16 protein-coding genes and 1 tRNA gene are annotated in these 16,740 nt (G+C 58.3%); 7 read left to right on the forward strand and 10 right to left on the reverse strand.

Annotated elements, in window-relative coordinates; genetic code table 11:
* The first annotated feature begins 64 nt into the window (after positions 1 to 64).
* Positions 65 to 1,054, forward strand: a complete 990-nt coding sequence (locus tag SE86_RS05370; protein WP_117354598.1) for a replication factor C small subunit — start codon at positions 65 to 67, stop codon at positions 1,052 to 1,054.
* Positions 1,051 to 2,502: a replication factor C large subunit gene (locus SE86_RS05375; RefSeq protein ID WP_117354599.1), complete on the forward strand. Its 1,452-nt coding sequence runs from the start codon at positions 1,051 to 1,053 to the stop codon at positions 2,500 to 2,502. Before SE86_RS05370 ends, SE86_RS05375 begins: the two co-directional genes overlap by 4 nt.
* A gap of 255 nt (positions 2,503 to 2,757) precedes the next feature.
* Here SE86_RS05375 and SE86_RS05380 read toward each other — a convergent pair whose 3' ends face one another.
* Positions 2,758 to 4,281 (reverse strand): class I adenylate-forming enzyme family protein, encoded by a 1,524-nt coding sequence (locus SE86_RS05380; RefSeq protein ID WP_117355145.1) that lies wholly within the window; start codon positions 4,279 to 4,281, stop codon positions 2,758 to 2,760.
* Positions 4,282 to 4,396: 115 nt separating this feature from the next.
* On the opposite strand from SE86_RS05380, the gene SE86_RS05385 reads away from it, so the two are divergent.
* Entirely contained in the window at positions 4,397 to 5,662 is a 1,266-nt protein-coding gene (locus tag SE86_RS05385) for a mandelate racemase/muconate lactonizing enzyme family protein (RefSeq protein ID WP_117354600.1), read from the forward strand.
* A 59-nt stretch (positions 5,663 to 5,721) separates the two neighbouring features.
* Here the strand turns inward: SE86_RS05385 and SE86_RS05390 are convergent, their stop codons facing one another.
* The gene (locus SE86_RS05390) at positions 5,722 to 6,030 is read right to left on the reverse strand and encodes a hypothetical protein (protein ID WP_211096512.1); all 309 of its coding nucleotides are present in this window, start codon (positions 6,028 to 6,030) and stop codon (positions 5,722 to 5,724) included.
* 247 nt (positions 6,031 to 6,277) lie between these two features.
* A tRNA-His gene (locus tag SE86_RS05395) sits at positions 6,278 to 6,351 on the reverse strand.
* 220 nt (positions 6,352 to 6,571) lie between these two features.
* On the opposite strand from SE86_RS05395, the gene SE86_RS05400 reads away from it, so the two are divergent.
* Entirely contained in the window at positions 6,572 to 7,951 is a 1,380-nt protein-coding gene (locus SE86_RS05400) for an RtcB family protein (protein ID WP_117355146.1), read from the forward strand.
* Between the two features lie 51 nt (positions 7,952 to 8,002).
* Positions 8,003 to 8,356: a PadR family transcriptional regulator gene (locus SE86_RS05405; protein ID WP_117354602.1), complete on the forward strand. Its 354-nt coding sequence runs from the start codon at positions 8,003 to 8,005 to the stop codon at positions 8,354 to 8,356.
* Here the strand turns inward: SE86_RS05405 and SE86_RS05410 are convergent.
* From SE86_RS05410 to SE86_RS05435, 6 genes are all read right to left on the reverse strand, one after another.
* Positions 8,329 to 9,294 (reverse strand): Mrp/NBP35 family ATP-binding protein, encoded by a 966-nt coding sequence (locus SE86_RS05410; protein WP_117354603.1) that lies wholly within the window; start codon positions 9,292 to 9,294, stop codon positions 8,329 to 8,331. The genes SE86_RS05405 and SE86_RS05410 overlap by 28 nt on opposite strands.
* Positions 9,295 to 9,398: 104 nt before the next feature.
* On the reverse strand, positions 9,399 to 9,986 hold the full coding sequence (locus SE86_RS05415; protein WP_117354604.1) for a peroxiredoxin: 588 nt from the start codon (positions 9,984 to 9,986) through the stop codon (positions 9,399 to 9,401).
* Positions 9,987 to 10,174: 188 nt separating this feature from the next.
* Positions 10,175 to 11,458 (reverse strand): M20 family metallopeptidase, encoded by a 1,284-nt coding sequence (locus SE86_RS05420; RefSeq protein ID WP_211096513.1) that lies wholly within the window; start codon positions 11,456 to 11,458, stop codon positions 10,175 to 10,177.
* Between the two features lie 93 nt (positions 11,459 to 11,551).
* On the reverse strand, positions 11,552 to 11,812 hold the full coding sequence (locus SE86_RS05425; protein WP_117354605.1) for a 50S ribosomal protein L23: 261 nt from the start codon (positions 11,810 to 11,812) through the stop codon (positions 11,552 to 11,554).
* Positions 11,809 to 12,639 (reverse strand): 50S ribosomal protein L4, encoded by an 831-nt coding sequence (gene rpl4p, locus SE86_RS05430; protein WP_117354606.1) that lies wholly within the window; start codon positions 12,637 to 12,639, stop codon positions 11,809 to 11,811. Before rpl4p ends, SE86_RS05425 begins: the two co-directional genes overlap by 4 nt.
* Before the next feature lie 4 nt (positions 12,640 to 12,643).
* Positions 12,644 to 13,681, reverse strand: coding sequence for a 50S ribosomal protein L3 (locus SE86_RS05435; RefSeq protein WP_117354607.1), 1,038 nt, complete (start codon positions 13,679 to 13,681; stop codon positions 12,644 to 12,646).
* A 147-nt stretch (positions 13,682 to 13,828) separates the two neighbouring features.
* Between SE86_RS05435 and SE86_RS05440 the strand changes: the two genes are divergently transcribed.
* Positions 13,829 to 14,386 carry a nucleotidyltransferase gene (locus tag SE86_RS05440; protein ID WP_117354608.1) on the forward strand — a complete coding sequence of 186 codons (558 nt, stop codon included), beginning with the start codon at positions 13,829 to 13,831 and terminating at the stop codon, positions 14,384 to 14,386.
* Between the two features lie 231 nt (positions 14,387 to 14,617).
* Complete coding sequence (gene pyk / locus SE86_RS05445) at positions 14,618 to 16,000, forward strand: pyruvate kinase (protein WP_117354609.1); 1,383 nt, start codon at positions 14,618 to 14,620, stop codon at positions 15,998 to 16,000.
* An 11-nt stretch (positions 16,001 to 16,011) separates the two neighbouring features.
* On the opposite strand, the gene SE86_RS05450 is transcribed toward pyk, so the two are convergent.
* Positions 16,012 to 16,695: a phosphoribosyltransferase gene (locus SE86_RS05450; RefSeq protein ID WP_117355148.1), complete on the reverse strand. Its 684-nt coding sequence runs from the start codon at positions 16,693 to 16,695 to the stop codon at positions 16,012 to 16,014.
* Positions 16,696 to 16,740 lie beyond the last annotated feature (45 nt).

Consider the following 16,740-nt stretch of genomic DNA (forward strand, 5'->3'; position numbering starts at 1 on the left):
GGCCCTCCAAGCGGCAAGCCACCTTTTTACCCTGCGCCCCTAGAGAACTTACAAGGGCGTTAACGTGAGCTCAGTAATTGAGGAGCTCCTCTGGACTGAGAAGTACAGGCCCAGGAGCCTCAAGGACATTGTCAATCAGAAAGACATAGTGGAGCGCCTTCAGAAGTTTGTGGCAGAGAAGAACATGCCTCACTTGCTCTTCGCTGGCCCTCCAGGGACTGGAAAGACCACTGCCGCCCACGCATTAGCCCATGACCTCTACGGCGAGGGCTACACGCAGTTCATGCTGGAGCTCAACGCCAGCGACGAGAGGGGCATAGACACGATAAGGGAGAAGGTGAAGGAGTTCGCCAGGAGCAGGACGCCCCCAGACATACCGTTCAAGATAGTGCTGCTGGATGAGGCCGACAACATGACTGCCGACGCCCAGCAGGCCCTGAGGAGGCTCATGGAGCTCTACAGCGCCAACACGAGGTTCATACTTGCAGCCAACTACCCCTCAAAGATAATAGACCCTATACAGAGCAGGTGCGCCTTCTTCAGGTTCACCCCGCTAAACAAGGAGGATGTGGTCAGCAGGCTTAAGTACATAGCTGACAACGAGAAGGTTAAATATGTTGAGGACGCCCTTGAGGCCATCTATGACATCTCTGAGGGCGACATGAGGAAGGCCATAAACATACTGCAGACCGCGGCGTCCCTCGGCAAGGTGGACGTCGACTCAGTCTACAAGGTCGTCGGCATGGCGAGGCCCAAGGATATAAAGGAGATGGTGGAGACCGCCCTTAAGGGTAACTTCACTGGGGCGAGGGAGCTCCTCAGGAAGGTCATGATAGAGTACGGCCTCAGCGGCGAGGACGTGGTGAGGCAGATACACCGCGAGCTCTTTAGCAACGACATAAACATACCTGAGGAGCTGAGGGTCATGATAGCCGACTACCTCGGCGAGGTCCACTACAGGATAGTTGAGGGCAGCGATGATGATATCCAGCTCAGCGCCTTCCTGGCGTGGCTGGCGATGATGAGCAAGCGCCTGGGGGCGTCCACGGCTTGAGCCTCCAGCGGACCCCCTGGATCATAAAGTACAGGCCGAAGAGTGTTGATGAGGTAGTTGACCAGGAGGAGGCTAAGAGCCAGTTCCTGACATGGATAGAGGCCTGGCTCAGGGGGAGGCTCCCTGAGAAGAGGGCGGCCCTCCTCTACGGCCCCCCTGGGGTTGGCAAGACGAGCCTCGTTGAGGCCGTGGCACATGACTACAAGCTTGAGGTGCTGGAGCTCAACGCCAGCGACTACAGGAGGGCAGAGGACATAAGGAAGACCGTGGGCGTGGCGGCCTACAGGAGGTCCCTGACGGGCAGGCTCATGCTGATACTCATGGATGAGGTCGACGGAATAAGCGCTAAGGGCGACGCTGGCGGGCTCGAGGAGCTGCTGAGGATCATACCCAACACTATGAACCCCGTGGTGCTCACCGCAAACGACCCCTGGAAGGACCAGCTGAGGCCCCTGAGGGAGTTCGTGCTCATGATAGAGTTCAAGAACTTGTCAACAGGCAACGTCGTCTCCCTGCTGCAGCGCATATGCGACGCTGAGCACGTAGAGTGCGACCGCGAGGCCCTGAGGTACATAGCTGAGAAGAACATGGGGGACGTGAGGGCGTGCGTGAACGACCTTGAGGCGGTTGCCGAGGGCTACGGCAGGGTGACCATGGACCTGGCGAGGGCGCTTGTAAGGGGCAGGGACAAGAGCCTCGACCTGTGGAGGACCCTAAACGACGTGTTCTACGCCAAGGCAGGCTGGATGGCCAAGAAGGCCGTCTCAAACTCAGAGGAGGACTACGAGACCCTAATGGCCTGGCTCAACGACAACATACCAAATAAGTACGCCGAGCCTGAGGACGCCTTCAGGGCCTGGGACGCCCTCTCAAGGGCCAGCCTCTTCCTGGCAAGGGCCAAGTCAGGGAGCTGGGACTTCCTGTCCTACATGTTCGACCTGATGGGCCCAGGGGTCGCCATGGCAAGGCAGGTGGAGCAGTCGCCCCAGAGGAGCAGGTACCAGTATCCCTCAAAGATCACGCTCATGGCCAAGCTCAGGGACATCAGGGCCCTGAGAGACTCGATAGCTGAGAAGGTTTCCTCAAGGCTTCACGTGTCGACTTCCACCTTCAAGGAGGACGTGCTGCCGTACCTATTCATAATCTTCAGGCAGGGCGACGTCAACATGGCGGGAGGCCTCGTGGTTGGCTACAACCTGACCGAGGGCGAGGTCCGTTACCTGGCTGGGGCGAGGGCCAGCGATATCATAAAGGCTGCTGAGGGCGTTAGACGCCAGCTGGCTAAGGAGGCCGAGAGGGCAGCTGCAGAGGCTCCAAGGCGTGAGGCCGAGGAGGCTGAAAAGAAGCAGGCCGCAAAGAGGGAGGGGCAGGTCACGCTAGACAAGTACTTCGGCGGCGGCCTGGGCCAGGCCGGACAGCCTGAGAAGGGGAGGAGGGCAAGGGGCTGAACCCTTTTTCACGTTAATAGAAAACCCTTTACAGTATTACGTCCGCAACAGGCTAAGTGAATGACCCCTCGCCTGATGGGGCAATGCCCCAGGGGCGAGGGGACGGGCTGCCGTAGATGGGGGCCCCACGCCGCTGGTCCTGGCGGCCGCACATGAGCCCACAGGGATCCCAAGGGCCCTGTGGGCGAGGCAGAGGTCCTGCGCTCGATCAAGAATAAGCAGATGATAGAGGTGAGGGCGTAGGGACAAACGGCTCTAAGCTTCAATTTTATCCACTATGTAGACTCTGTGCAGCTTCTTGTAGAACGCCACCCTGCTGTTAACGAAGTCAAGCAACTCCTTCTCGGTGACGCTTGAGCCGGGCCTCAGTACCACCTTTGCCACAGGCCTCTCTCCTACCGAGGGGTCCTTCTCGCCGTAGACGTAAGCCTGCTCAACGGCGGGGTGCCTCCTGAGCACCTCCTCCAGGTCCCTCGGGAATATGGGGTAGGCCTTGTACTTAATCATCCTCTTCCTGACCCCCCTGAAGTAGAACAGTCCCCTCTCGTCAAATGACATCAGGTCCCCCGTCCTGAGCCAGCCGTCAAAGAAGGCCCTCTTAGTGTCCTCGGGGTCCTCGTAGGCCTCCATGAGCCACGGCGCCTTAGCGAGGAGCTCGCCCACCTCGCCCTGCCCCCGCTCCTCACTGGGATTGTCGGGGTTGACCACCTTAACGTCGACGCCCGCTATGGGCGCCCCCACAGTGCCCTTGACTTCCCAGACCGAGGTGGGCTGGTAGGTCAACACCCAGGACTCAGTCATGCCGTAGAACTGAACTAGCGGGGCCCCAAAGACGCTGTGGAAGCCGTCCTGAGTCTCAGGCCTGAGAGGGGCTCCCCCTGACAGGCCGAGCCTGACGCCGGGAGGGGCGCCGAGCCTCCTAGCCGCCTCCACAAGGGAGTCGTGCATGGTAGGCGCCCCTGCTATGTAGCTGATTCCGTAGGCCTTGATTGCCTTGAGCGCCGTGACCTCGTCCCACCTCTGCATCATAACTACGGCGCCCCCGAGGTAGAGGGGCGTCAGCGTGCTGACCTGGAGCCCCAGGACGTGCGTCATTGGGGCCACCACCAGCGACACGGGCCTGAAGTCAAGCTTCATTGAGACTCCAAGGGCCTTGACTGTGGTCGAGAGGGCCGCGTGAGTGTGGTAGACCTGCATGGTGCGCCCTGCTATACCTGCGTAGTACATTATGACGGACCTCGAGGTCCCCTCGACGTCGTCACCATAAACCTCGTTCTCCCTCATCGCCTCGCCCATAGTGTGTACCTTAACTTCGCCCTCCCTGGGCTGGCCGTCGACCACTAGGACTTCCTTTAAGCCCGCCTTAGCCATGGTCGAGTGCTCCCTCTCGTAGAACTGCTGCGAGACGACCCCAACCTCTACGCCCCTGCCCTCAAGCTGGTAGTATAGGTCCTCCGATATGGTCAGGGGGTCCACAAGGGTCGCTATGGCACCCGCCCTCCAGATGCCTATGAGGGCAGCTAGGGCCTCAACCCTGTTCTGGGAGGCGAAGAGCACCTGGCTGCCTGGCTTGACGCCGAGTGACCTCAGGAGGCCGGCCACCTTGGCTGATGCTAGCCTTAGGCCTCCCCAGGTGTAGCAGGCGCCGCTCTCAAGCTGTATAGCAGCGCAGACCCCCTCCCTGCTGGCCCAGGCCTCATCAAGGAGTGAGAAGACTGGCCTTGTCTCAGGCTCCAGCTCCGGCAGGCCGCCGAACAGCTTAGCCCATACCCTTTCCACTCTTATTCCCACTAAAATATGTCCAGTTGACCAGAAGCTTAAGCTTCGGAGACATAGCCCGTCTAAGCGCCTAGGCGTATATACTAGCATCTGCGTCAAAAAGGTGGGACCTCCTTTGAGGGAGCTCAGGATAACCAAGGTTTCCTCGTTTACCGTTCAGGCGAACTTCCAGTGGACCTTTGTGAGGGTCTACGCAGGCGACCTCTACGGCACCGGCGAGGCGGGGCCGACGCCGGGCGCCTCGGCGATAGCTGAGGCGCTGGGCAAGGTGATAGTCGGGGAGGACGCGCTCAAGGTTAACAGGGTCCTCCAGAAGCTCAGGTGGGCCACGCTGTACGCTGGGACCTCGGCGTACCACATAATATCAGCCATAGACATGGCCCTTTACGACCTCATAGGCAAGTACCTCAACGTGCCCGTCTACGCCCTCCTGGGCGGTGACAGGACGGAGGTGCCGGTCTACGTTGACGCCCACGGGGGCAAGGGGCTGGAGGCCATGGACTCCACCCTCATGCCAGTCGAGCCCTCCTGGGCAGCCCAGGCCAACGTGGAGAGGGAGAGGATAAAGGAGCCGACGCCGGTCCACGGCAGGCTGACGGCTGAGCAGTGGAACCCCGACTACAGCCCCGAGGGCTACGCCTCGAGGGCTAAGGAGCTCAAGGCCGAGGGCTGGAGGGCCATAAAGTTCGACCTCGACGTCCCAACGCCCTACTCTGACCCCCTCAGGCTCAGGAGCGGCAGGCTCAGTCAGGCGGAGGTACAGTACCTGGCCTCCCTGGCATCAGCTGTTAGGGAGGCGGTGGGCTATGACGTTGACATAATGTTTGACCTGCACTGGCGCTACGACGTGAGCACAGGCGTAGCGCTCTGCAGGGCCCTTGAGCCAGTGAGGCCCAGGTGGGTCGAGGACCCGACGCCTGCTGTCACCACGCTCACTAACTTTGACGAGCTGAGGCTGATTACCTCCCAGTGCCCTGTTCCAATAGAGGTCGGAGAGAACCTTTACACCTCGTACCAGTTCAAGGACCTCATAGGGACTGGCATCATGGTCTGGGCCCCCGACCCAGCCAAGGCTGGGGGCATAACGGAGCTGAGGAGGATAGAGGAGCTGGCATCCCTCTACGACATAGAGGTCTCACCCCATAACATAGGCTCCCCAATAGCAACCGTGGCTGCCGCCCACGCGGCCTCCGTGGGCAACACCTTCGGGGCCCTTGAGTTCCACGGCCACGACCTGCCCTTCTGGAACGACCTAGTCAAGAGTAAGAAGAGGGTCATAGACGTAGGCAGGGGCGCCATAGTCCTCGGCGACGAACCGGGCCTCGGAGTTGAGCTCGACGAGGAGGTAGCAAGGAGGCTGTGGCCAGGCTTTGAGCTCTAACCCTCTGAGACTGAACAGTTTTTGATGTTGATGCCCAACCGGTAGGCTAAGGACTGCGTTTACTTAATCTTCGACGCGGAGAGGCCCGTCAGCCAGTCTGGGCTCGACTCCTCCGTGAACAGGACCAGAAGCCTGGCCACGCCCTCAAGGTCTGAGAGCTTCAGAACCTCGGAGGGCGAGTGAACGTACCTTGTCGGGACTGAGACCACGGCAGCCGGTATGCCCTCCTTAGTGAGGGCTATGGCAGAGGCGTCCTCGAAGCCTGAGGGCCCAAAGGATTCGGAGAGAGAGCCCTGAGCAGGCTCAGAAGGTAATCCTTTTGCGTGAAGTTGCCCTTCAAGGCCTTCCCCCATTAACGCGGTGATCAAGAGTTTAATAACCTACCAAGCTCGCCAATCTGAAATGACGGCCTCATAAAGCTAGGCCTGCCTGAAGCAAAATGAGAGGAGCGTCAAAGGAGCCCCTTTATTATATGATAAAGCTAAGCCCCGAGGCGTTTTAAGCCTGGCTGGTCCCCTACGTTAGCGGCGGCGGATGAGGACCCTGGCATATCTTGACCTTAGTGAAGATTTCGAACCCCCGACCTGACGCCGCCCTTTAGAATTAAGCCGAAGGGGCCCGGGCCGGGATTTGAACCCGGGACCTCCGGGTCCACAGCCCGGCGCTCTAGCCAGCTGAGCTACCCGGGCCACCAGGGCCCTTAGTCATCGGCGTTCGCCTCAGGCCGGGCCCCTCCGCAGCTTCCTGTGTTGCCAGGCTTTATTTAGCGTTACCGCGGCGAATTGCAACCTAAAGCTAAGATAAAAGGCCTTGCCTCACCCTGCTAGGTAGGTGTGGTAGGTGCCAGAGGTCCCCCTTAAGAGGGTTGACAAGAACACGTGGCTGATAGACAGGGGCTTCAAGGGCTGCATGAGGGTCCCCGCAATAATATATGCCGACGACCTGCTGGTCCAGAAGATGCAGCAGGACATGACGCTCCTACAGGCGGCCAACGTAGCCTGCCTGCAGGGTGTCCAGAGGTACAGCATAGTCATGCCTGACGGCCACCAGGGCTACGGGTTCCCAATAGGTGGCGTGGCCGCCATGGACATAGAGGAGAACGGCGTCATAAGCCCTGGGGGCGTCGGGTACGACATAAACTGCGGGGTCCGCCTGATAAGGACTGACCTCACGGCGAACGACGTGAGGCCGAGGATAAAGGACCTCGTGAACGCAATATACGACAACGTGCCCAGCGGCCTCGGCAGCACAGGAAAGCTTAGGCTGAGCTTTCAGGAGCTCAACAGGGTCCTCGACGAGGGCGTCAGGTGGGCCGTGGAGAAGGGCTACGGCTGGGAGGAGGACGTAGAGAGAATAGAGGAGCGCGGCAGCTGGAAGTTGGCGGACTCAAGCAAGGTAAGCGACACTGCCAGGAGGAGGGGGGCAGCCGAGCTCGGCACCCTGGGCAGCGGCAACCACTTCCTTGAGGTCCAGGTAGTTGACAAGGTCTACGACGAGAGGCTCGCCAAGGCCTTCGGGCTCTTTGAGGGCCAGGTAACGGTGATGATACACACGGGCAGCAGGGGGCTCGGGCACCAGGTGGCGAGCGACTACCTTCAGATAATGGAGAGGGCCATGAGAAAGTACAACACGGTGCCGCCAGACAGGGAGCTGGCCAGCATACCTTACAACACGCCTGAGGCCCAGGACTACGTCAGGGCCATGGCGGCGGGGGCGAACTACGCCTGGACAAACAGGCAGATAATAACTCACTGGGTGAGGCAGAGCTTCCAGCAGGTCTTCAAGGTGGACCCCGAGAAGCTTGGAATGCACCTTGTCTACGACGTGGCCCATAACATAGCTAAGATAGAGGAGTACGACATTGACGGGAAGAGGAGGAAGGTTGTCGTTCACAGGAAGGGCGCCACGAGGGCCTTCCCGCCAGGGAGCCCTGAGATACCTGCAGCGTACAGGGAGTACGGGCAGCCTGTGCTCATACCTGGCAGCATGGGCACCGCCAGCTACGTGCTCGCAGGCGTCGACACTGGCGTTAAGACGTGGTTCACGGCACCGCACGGGGCAGGGAGGTGGATGAGCAGGTCCGGGGCCAAGAGGGAGAAGACCTACAAGGACGTTGTACAGGAGATGGAGAGCAAGGGCATATACCTGAAGGCCAGCAACGTGGCCACCGTCATTGAGGAGATGCCTGAGGCCTACAAGGACGTTGACAGGGTGGCGCAGGTGGCACACGAGGTGGGCATAGGTAAGCTCGTCGCCAGGCTGAGACCCATAGGCGTGACCAAGGGCTGAGCTGTAGAAAGTGTTTTTACTTTCCGCTAATAAGCCGCAGCTGGTGGAGCCGTGAAGGGAGGCCTCCTCAAGGGCCTTGCGACGTTCCTGATACTGGCGGAGCTCGCCGACAGGCCGAAGTGCGGCTACGAGATAGGCAAGGAGATCTCTAAGAAGGTGGGCGGCAAGCTGCCGCCGGGCTACGTGTACGTGATGCTTGGGACCCTTGAGAGAAAGGGGCTTGTGGAGAGCGAGAGGTCGGCCGGCAGGAAGAAGGAGTACAGGCTGACCGAGAGCGGCGTCAGGTTCCTCATAGAGCATGAGGAGCACATAAAGAGACTCATAGAGCTGCTCTCGGAGGTCCAGGGCGTTGTTAAGGGGCTGAAGGAGACGGAGCTTCAGGCGGAGGGCCCAGCGACCCGCTGAGCTGAGGACCCCTTGCCCTCAACTATTTCAACGAACTTCCTGGCTATGTCGAGGAACGCCTTAGTGGCCTCGGAGTCAGGGTACTCAAGGAAGAACGGCACCCCCTCATCGTTTGCCTCCCTTATGTGCGGGTCGAGGGGTATCTGGCCGAGGAACGGTATGTTGAACTGCTTGGCTATCTCCTCCGCGGCCCCCTTGCCGAATATGTATTGAACGCTGCCGTCAGGGCACTTGAAGTAGCTCATGTTCTCAACTATTCCAAGCAGGGGCACGTTGAGCTTCTCAGCGAAGGCCGCGGCCTTCTTAACAATCATCTTTGAGACCTCGCTCGGTATTGTCACCAGCAGGAAGCCCGTGAGCCCTGGGATGGTCTGGGCTATGGTAAGCTGCTCGTCGCCCGTTCCAGGTGGCAGATCTATGAGTAGGTACTGGGCCCCCTCCCAGTCGGTGTATGCCAACAGCTGCCTTATTGCGCTGGTCTTTAGGGCACCTCTCCAGATCACTGGGGAGTCCTCGCTTGGCAGCATGAGGCCCACTGAAACAAGCCTGACACCATAAACGTTTGCGGCTGGAATTATGCTGCCATCTTCCCTAGCCAAAAGTCCCTTCACGTTCTTGAGCCCGAGCATCATAGGCATGCTGGGGCCGTGGAAGTCAGCGTCAAGGACCCCCACAACCTTCCCCATCGTTGCCAGCGCCATAGCCAGGTTTGCAGTCACAAAGGACTTGCCGACTCCTCCTTTGCTGCTCAGTATGGCGACCTTGTACGGTATCTCCTTCGTTCTCTGCACTACAAGCTTCTGCTCCTCCTGCATCTGCCTCATCCTCTCAGCTACCTCCTTGTAGCTCTGCCCCCCGGCTGGGGCCGAGGACTGCGAGGACTTCTGCGGTAACGACATCCTAAGGCCCTTCTTCTCCTCGTCGCTGGGCTCGCTCAACTAAGTTCCCCGTGATCTACAGGCTGAGGCGGTAATTAAAGGTTAGTAACAAAAATCTTCCGATAAAAAGATGATGGACGAGAAAAAAGCTACAGCAAGTGCATTCACAGCTTTCCTATGCTGTCAGGTATCCTTATGTGCAGCACCTGGCTGCCCTCTCCCTTGTTAGCAGCTATTATGTCAAACTCCGTCGGCCCTGCTGGGTGCTCGTAGAGGTACTTGAGGTTCATAAAGGCGTTGTAGATGTGCACCACGTCCTTGCCCAGCCTATCGTCGTGGACTGATATGTACTCAACAATGCCGTCGGGGTTTATTATCACTGTACCTCTCCTAGTCATTCCAGTGGCCGGGTTAAGGAAGCCGTAGGTCGCCGATATCTGCTTGCTTATGTCGTCCACCAGCGGGAACTTGACGCCCTTGACCCTTGGGCTAGTCTCAACCCACACCTTGTGCGAGTAGACGCTGTCGGTGCTAATGGCCAGGATCTCGGCGTTGTTGGCCTTGAACTTGTCGTAGTAGGCCTGGAAGGCCTCCAGGTCTGTGGCGCACACGAACGTGAAGTCGCCAGGGTGGAAGGTTAGTATGACCCACTTGCCCTTAAGGTCATGAAGGCTTATGGTGCCTACCTTGTTCTCTGCAGGGAAGTAAGCCCTTGCAGTGAAGTCCGGCGCTGGAGATCCAACCTCTATCATGTTCTCACGCACTTAACCAGGTGGTTCTTCCTATTTAAAAATGTTTCTACTAAGAATAACTATCAGAAGCCTTATATAGAGCCACGTAATAGTAAATAACTATAATCTATGCTTTTAATAACTGAATGCTGTTAAGCATAATAGCTACGAACTTAGATATCAGCTTTAGCCCTTAAGTCCGAGGGCCTCTAGCTGACCTTAAAGTACGCAAGGACTGCGTCATAGAGGGCCCTGTAAGCAATCTCCAGGTCCTTCACCTTCACGTACTCGTTGTACGAGTGTGCCAGGAACGGCTCCCCTGGGCCGTAAACTACCGTCGGAACTCCAGCGTACCTCAAGTAGCGGCCATCTGTGGCTCCTGTCTCTATGCGGTACCTGGGCCTGGCGCCTACGACCTTCTCAACGGCCTGTGCCACCACCTTCACTATATCGCTGTTAGGGTCGGTGAAGTTAGGCTCGCTGCTTCCTATTACCTTAATTTCAAAGTCCTGGCTGTGCAGGTTAACCTCGAGAGAGTCCAAAACCATCTCAGCTAGGGCGTCGCAGGCGCTGTGGCTCCCGTTATGCTTAACGCCCGGCGGCAGCCTGAGGTCCACCTCTATGTCGCACCTGTCCGGTACCACGTTAACCTTCGTGCCGCACCTCATGACTCCAGGGTTGAATGTAACCCTCTTGAGCACGTACTCGGCCTCCTCGCGCGATATCTTAAGTTGCCTCTTGTTAGCCTCGTCAACTAGAACGTCGACGGAGCTGTTAAGCAACTCCTCAAGCTCCTTGGGCAGCTCCAGCTTGGAGTTGTAGATGCCTATAACCTGTGAGACTATCTCCAGGGCGTCCCCTGCCTTAAGTATAGCGTTGTCGCCAAGTATTGGCATGCTGCCGTGGGCCGACCTGCCCTTCACCACGAGCCTCAGCTGGCAGAGGCCCTTTTCGCCCATCGAAATTGTGTCGACGCCCGAGGGCTCAGCTATTATAGCGGCGTTGCCCTTAACGAGCCCGCTCCTGACCAGGCCGCCCAGCCCTTTCTCGCCTCCAACCTCCTCGTCGGCGCTGGCCACCAGCATCAGGCTCCCGGCCCCCCTGTCCTCTATGAGCTTAGCGACGTCAGAGAACAGGGCAGTTATGACCGCAAGCCCTCCCTTCATGTCCGTGGCCCCCCTGCCGTACACCCTGCCCTCCTTTATCTCTCCTGAGAACGGCTTGGCCTCTGTCCACTTGTCCTCGTCCCCAGCTGGCACCACGTCCATGTGTCCGTTAAGTATGAGCGTAGGCGAGCTGCTGCCAACCTTAACTAATAGGTTAGGCTTCCCCTCCTCTAGCTCCACCGTATCAGGTGTGAAGCCCTGGAGCTGAAGGTAGTCCACCAGGAAGTTAACGAACTCCCTCGTGTTGCCTGGGGGGTTTGAGGTGTCTATCTTTATCATGTCTGAGGCCAGCTTGGCAAGCCTTTGGCCTAAGTTCTCCTCGCTCACGCTTGACCCTAGCGTGTATAGCCGTGAAGGGTTAATTTGCGTTGATTTAAAATATGTGGGAGCACCATAGGAGAAAAGCGGGCAGAAAGAAGCTCATATGAGGCCTAGCTTCGCCGCCACGTCGGAGGCCTTGTACTCCTTAGAGAGCGTCACGTAGGCCTTCTTCTCACCTGTGGGCGTTATCAGGGTGTTAACTGATTCTACCTTTACCCCAAACGAGACCTCGACGGCCCTCTTTATTTCGTGCTTGTTAGCGCTCCTGGCGACTATTAGGACCAGCGTGTTGTTCTCCTCTATTAGCTTCATAGCCTTCTCGCTCATCACTGGCCTTATTATGATCTCCCTGGAGCTCAAGCCTGCTCACCTCTGACCTTGAACCTCTGTGCAAGCGCCTCCAGCGAGTTGCTTGTTATAACAGTGAGCCTGCCAGGCTCGCCGCCAGGCGCAAGTTCCAGGACGCTCACTAGCTGCGGCTCCACCACGTCAACGCCTGGGAACGACCTCACAGCCCTGGCGAACGGTGAGTCTACGTCGTCAACTATGAAGAGCACGCTAACGGGCGTCACGTACCTCCTGCCGCGCATTTTGCCCTTTCCAGCCCTTACCCTGGTGCCCTCGGCGGCCCTCTCTACGTCGCTGTAAACCCCCACCTTCTTCAGGAGCCCCCTGGCGTCTGAGGCCCTCTTCACGGCCTCCAGCACGGCTGAGTCTATAACCACAGGCGTCGCCTTGGCTTCAAACACGTGCCCCCTGTCCCTGACCATCTCAGGCACGGCAGTTGCAGCAAGCGCGCTCATGGTGCCCATGAGCCTCTCTTTTCTGTTAACGTCCTCCCTTATGTTCTCCTTCACCGTCAGGGGGAAGGCCCTCCTTCCTCCCCTAACGAAGGGGGCGAGCCTGGCCCTCGTTGACCCCTTGACCCTCGGCACCCTGGCCAGGCCGTGGTGTATGCCGAGGCTGACCGCGGTGGTCCTCTTACCAGCCATGGGGTCCCTGCTCTTCGGCTGGAGGGACGCGGTGAACTCACTCATGAAGACCCTGTGTATTAGGTCGCGCCTGATTGGCACCCTGAAGACGTCAGGCAGCTGGACCTCACCTGCCTCCTTGCCCTCTACGTCGTATCTGGGCACCGTTATTGGCGGGCTCATGTAGAGCAGGAAGCCTAGGCCTACCTCCTTCATGTCTTCACACCCCCTGCTTGCTCTGGAGGCTCACAAACGTTATCGTGGGCTTGACGACTCCAAGCTTCATATACCACCTGGGCGGCCTGACAGGGTACCTCATCACTATGGGCCTCTTCGCGACGCCGGGTATTGTGCCCTCAAGGACTACTATGGTGCTCCTTGGTATGCCGTAGCGGAGGAAGCCGCCAGCCGGCGTGTACGCAGCCCAGTTGTCAGTTATGTCAAGTATTCTCTTGTTGTACTCAGTCCTCCTGTGGAACCCTAGCTGTCCTGGGTTGGGTATCTCCCACCATGTCCCCTTGCCGTGGCTCCTGGCTCCAACGCCCCTTGCCCCCTTCCTGTGTTTGTGCCACCTGGGCAGAACCTTGACGCCGAACCTCTTCACGTCACCCTGGAAGCCCTTGCCCTTGGTGACAGTTATGACGTCAACCATAAGGCCGGGCTGGAAGACCTCGCCAACGCTCACGGTCTTCCCAAGTATAGAGGAGGCATAGTCGAAGGCCGCCTTAACGTTGCCGCCTGGGGAGGCGACCTTCACCTCAAGCAGGTCGGGGGCCTTCTTGCTCAGGCCGCCAGTAAGCGTGGGCTGCGTCGCCACTAGGACCCTTACCTCCTTAAGGTCGTCGAGCGAGGACTCGAGCTTCTTAAACATTGCCTGGGTGTCGAAGGCGCCAAGGGTGCTTATCCTCCTCTCAAGCCCAAGCTCTAGAGGGGGCCTGATCCAGGCCTCGCCAACGGTGTAAAGGCCAACGTTCTCGTCATAGCTGTAGCCCCTCACAGCAAGCACGTAAACTGGGGGTGCCTCGACGACAGTTATTGGCCTGAAGACCTCCTTGCCGAGCGTTGGAGAGCCCTGCCTGTTGTCAATGATGAATGCGTGCGTCATCCCAACCTTGTAGCCTATGAAGCCCAGCAGCGTCGGCTTCTGCACGCTGACCTCAGGCCAAGTGCTCACGCTAGGCACGAACTCTGAGGAGCGCTTCCTCGGCATGAACCCTAGGCTGCCGCGTCTTGGCGCTGACTTTTTACGATGCCCCACTCCTTAGCACCTCTACACCGACCTCTGTACATGGGGTTAGGTTAAAAAGCTAGCCGCTCAGGACAATGACTTAAGGTTAAGCCTTGCCTAAGGCAGGCTAGTCAGGCTAATAAGCCCTCCGGCACAACAAGCTGTAGGAGCTTGAATTTGGTCAGCAGGAGAGCCTTCGCTGAAGCTATGAAGTTACTGCTAGCAAACGACCTGAAGTTCACAGTCATAGGAGGTGCTGTGATTGCTCTAGCCACGGGGGCTGACGACATGGGCGAGGACGTAGACCTCTTCGCCGAGTCCCCAAACGTGATCAACGAGGAGGACGCCTACAGGTCGATAGCTGATTCAAACTCGTGGGACTACGGCCAGACATGGCTTGGGACGCCGAGGATAACAGTTATAGTTGGCGATGAGGAGGTCCCTGTAGAGTTCTATGATAACCTCTACGACTTCTATGTGCCAGAGGACTTCATATCGAGCGCCAGGAAGGTCGAGGTGGAGGGGGTGAGAGTGAAGGCGATAGGGGTCGAGCAGTACCTCGTCCTGAAGGCCAGGGCCGGCAGGAAGGAGGACGAGGAGGCCCTGAAGAACATAGGGGAGAGCGTGAAGAGGGGCAGACTTAAGGTTGAAGCCTCCAAGGTCCTCCAGCTGGCCAGCGAGTTTGACGAGGGCCAAGTTATAGTGAGAAGGCTGCGGGAGTACAAAATAATATAGACCCTGAGATGGTGTTTAGGTTTCATAGGGCTCGATATCATTTATTGGGCCCTCCGCCTTGGCCTCACGGCCCTCAGGGCCCCTTTCATGGGGCCCATTTCACGGGGCTCCGCCCCCTCAGGGCAACCCAGACCCACGGCTCCCCCTTCGTCTCATCAGGGTCACAGCTGTGACTCCTGGAAAAGCTTAGAGTTAATATGCACCCAGCGCCTCTGCACGCGGCGAGACCGAATGAGAAGGCTAGCCAAGATAATGATCACCATGGGTCCCTCAACATCTGACTACGCGGTAGTGAAGAAGATGATGGCAGCTGGAGCTGACGGCTTCAGGATAAACATGAGCCACGGCGATGAGAAGCAGTGGTCGTCCTTCATAGAGCTGGTCGACAAGGCCTCACAGGAGCTGGGGGTCTCAGCAACAAAGGTAGCCGACCTTGAGGGCCCAAGGGTGAGGCTTGGGGAGTTCCAGGGCATTGACGTGACTCCAGGGCAACAGCTTAGGTTCAAGTTCGCGGGCTCCCAGGGCGACGGCATACCTGTGGACAACAGGGCGTTCTTCACGTCAGTGGAGAGGGGCGACAGGGTCCTTGTAGATGATGGCAAGGTCGTGCTATCCGTGGAGGACGTCGAGAGGGACGCAGCGACCCTAAGAGTAATTAGCGGCCAGAGGCTTGAACCAAGGAAGGGCGTCGTTATATCAGGCAAGGAGTATGACCTGCCGCCTGTCACTGAGAAGGACCTTAATGACATAAAGTTCATAGCGGCCAACAGCTTTGACTACGTAATGGCTAGCTTTGTCAGGAGCGCAAGGCACGTTGAGGTCATAAGGAGGGCCCTCGAGGACGCGGGGGCCAAGAACGTCAGGCTGCTGGCTAAGATAGAGACGCCGAGCGGCGTCAACAACATAGACTCCATACTTGACGTTGTTGATGGCATCATAGTTGCCAGGGGCGACCTGGGCATGCACTTCCCCCTCGAGGACATACCTGTGATACAGAGGAGAATAATAGAGGCCGCCAGGAGAAAGCTGAAGCCCGTAATACTCGCCACTGAGATCTTCATGAGCATGATAGAGAGGCCCCTGCCCACCAGGGGCGAGATATCTGACGTCTACGCCGGCATAGAGGAGGGCGTTGATGGCTTCCTCGTGACCTCTGAGACCTCTATAGGCAGATACCCAGTCGATGTCGTCTCGTGGCTGAGCAGAGTTATCGAGGAGGCTAACAAGAACGTCAGGCCCAGGAGGGTTGACCAGCCCCTCTTAAGTCTTGAGACCAAGGTGTCAAAGGGGGTTGTTGAGATGGCCCAGAACGTGGGCGCCTCAGTTGTAGTCTATGCGCATGACTTTGACGTGGCTAGGCTGATATCCGCCTTCAGGCCTAGCACGCAGATCTACGTGGGTGTCCCGACGCCGCAGCTGGCGAGGCAGCTCTCCCTGATCTGGGGGGTCAGCCCCGTCATAGTAGGCGCTGTTGAGAGCGAGGATCAGGGGCTGGAGCTGACGGAGAAGGAGCTAAAGTCCAGCGGCGTCGTGGGTCCGGGAAGCCTTCTAGTGGAGCTGTCCTGGACGCCAGACAGGTCAACAGCCGTAGTTAAGGTAAAGCAGCTGCTCTAAATCGCAGGCCTTCAGGCCTTCTTCGTGAGCATGAAGACGCCGTCCTTTACCGTGAGGACGCCCTTGGAGGTGAGCCTCTCAAGGGCAAGCCTCCAGTAGCTGCCGAAGTCCTCCGGGCGAACGCCATACCACTCCACGAAGAGCTCCTTTAGCCTCCCCTCCGTGAGCCCGCCCCTCGCCCTCTCGTCCTCCCTGAACACCCTCTCTATGAACTGCGTCAGGTCCTCGAGCCTCGTCCAGGGGTACTGGAACCAGGCCCAGTCCTTAACCTCAAGGTGGTAGTAGTCAGGCTTGAACTTGGCCACAGGACTTATCCACTGCAGGGCCGCAGTCCTGGCCTCCTCAGGCCTCCACTCCCTCGTTATGAAGTCCTTCGCCAGGGCCAGGGTGTCCCCGGTGTCAACTATATCGTCAACCACGAGCACCTTGAGGCCCTTGGCATCGAGCGCATAGGCGTTTCTTATTATCGCCTTCTGGGAGGCCCTAGCAGCCTCCGTCCAGTGCTGGCTCTGAAGGCTGACCAGGTCGCTCACCCCCAGGTAGTCACAGAGCAGCCTGGCAGGCACATAGCCTCCCCTGGCGACCGCAACTATTACGTCAGGCATCCACCCAGACTCCTCAATCTTCCTTGCGAGCTCCATGCTCCACTCGACCACGTCGTCCCAGGAGACGAGCTTCGTGACTACTTTGGGCACAGTTATCCCCACTGCCCCCAAGTCTCAACATTTAAAAATATATCG

This window comes from Acidilobus sp. 7A, assembly GCF_003431325.1.
In the GTDB taxonomy this organism is placed as follows: Archaea; Thermoproteota; Thermoprotei_A; order Sulfolobales; family Acidilobaceae; genus Acidilobus.

Bases quoted from the DNA above. Each gene is read 5' to 3' on its own strand.
- pyk (WP_117354609.1), top strand. From the start codon at position 14,618: ATGAGAAGGCTAGCCAAGATAATGATCACCATGGGTCCCTCAACATCT.
- rpl4p (WP_117354606.1), bottom strand. From the start codon at position 12,639: ATGAAGGAGGTAGGCCTAGGCTTCCTGCTCTACATGAGCCCGCCAATA.
- SE86_RS05400 (WP_117355146.1), top strand. From the start codon at position 6,572: ATGAGGGTCCCCGCAATAATATATGCCGACGACCTGCTGGTCCAGAAG.
- SE86_RS05415 (WP_117354604.1), bottom strand. From the start codon at position 9,986: ATGATAGAGGTTGGATCTCCAGCGCCGGACTTCACTGCAAGGGCTTAC.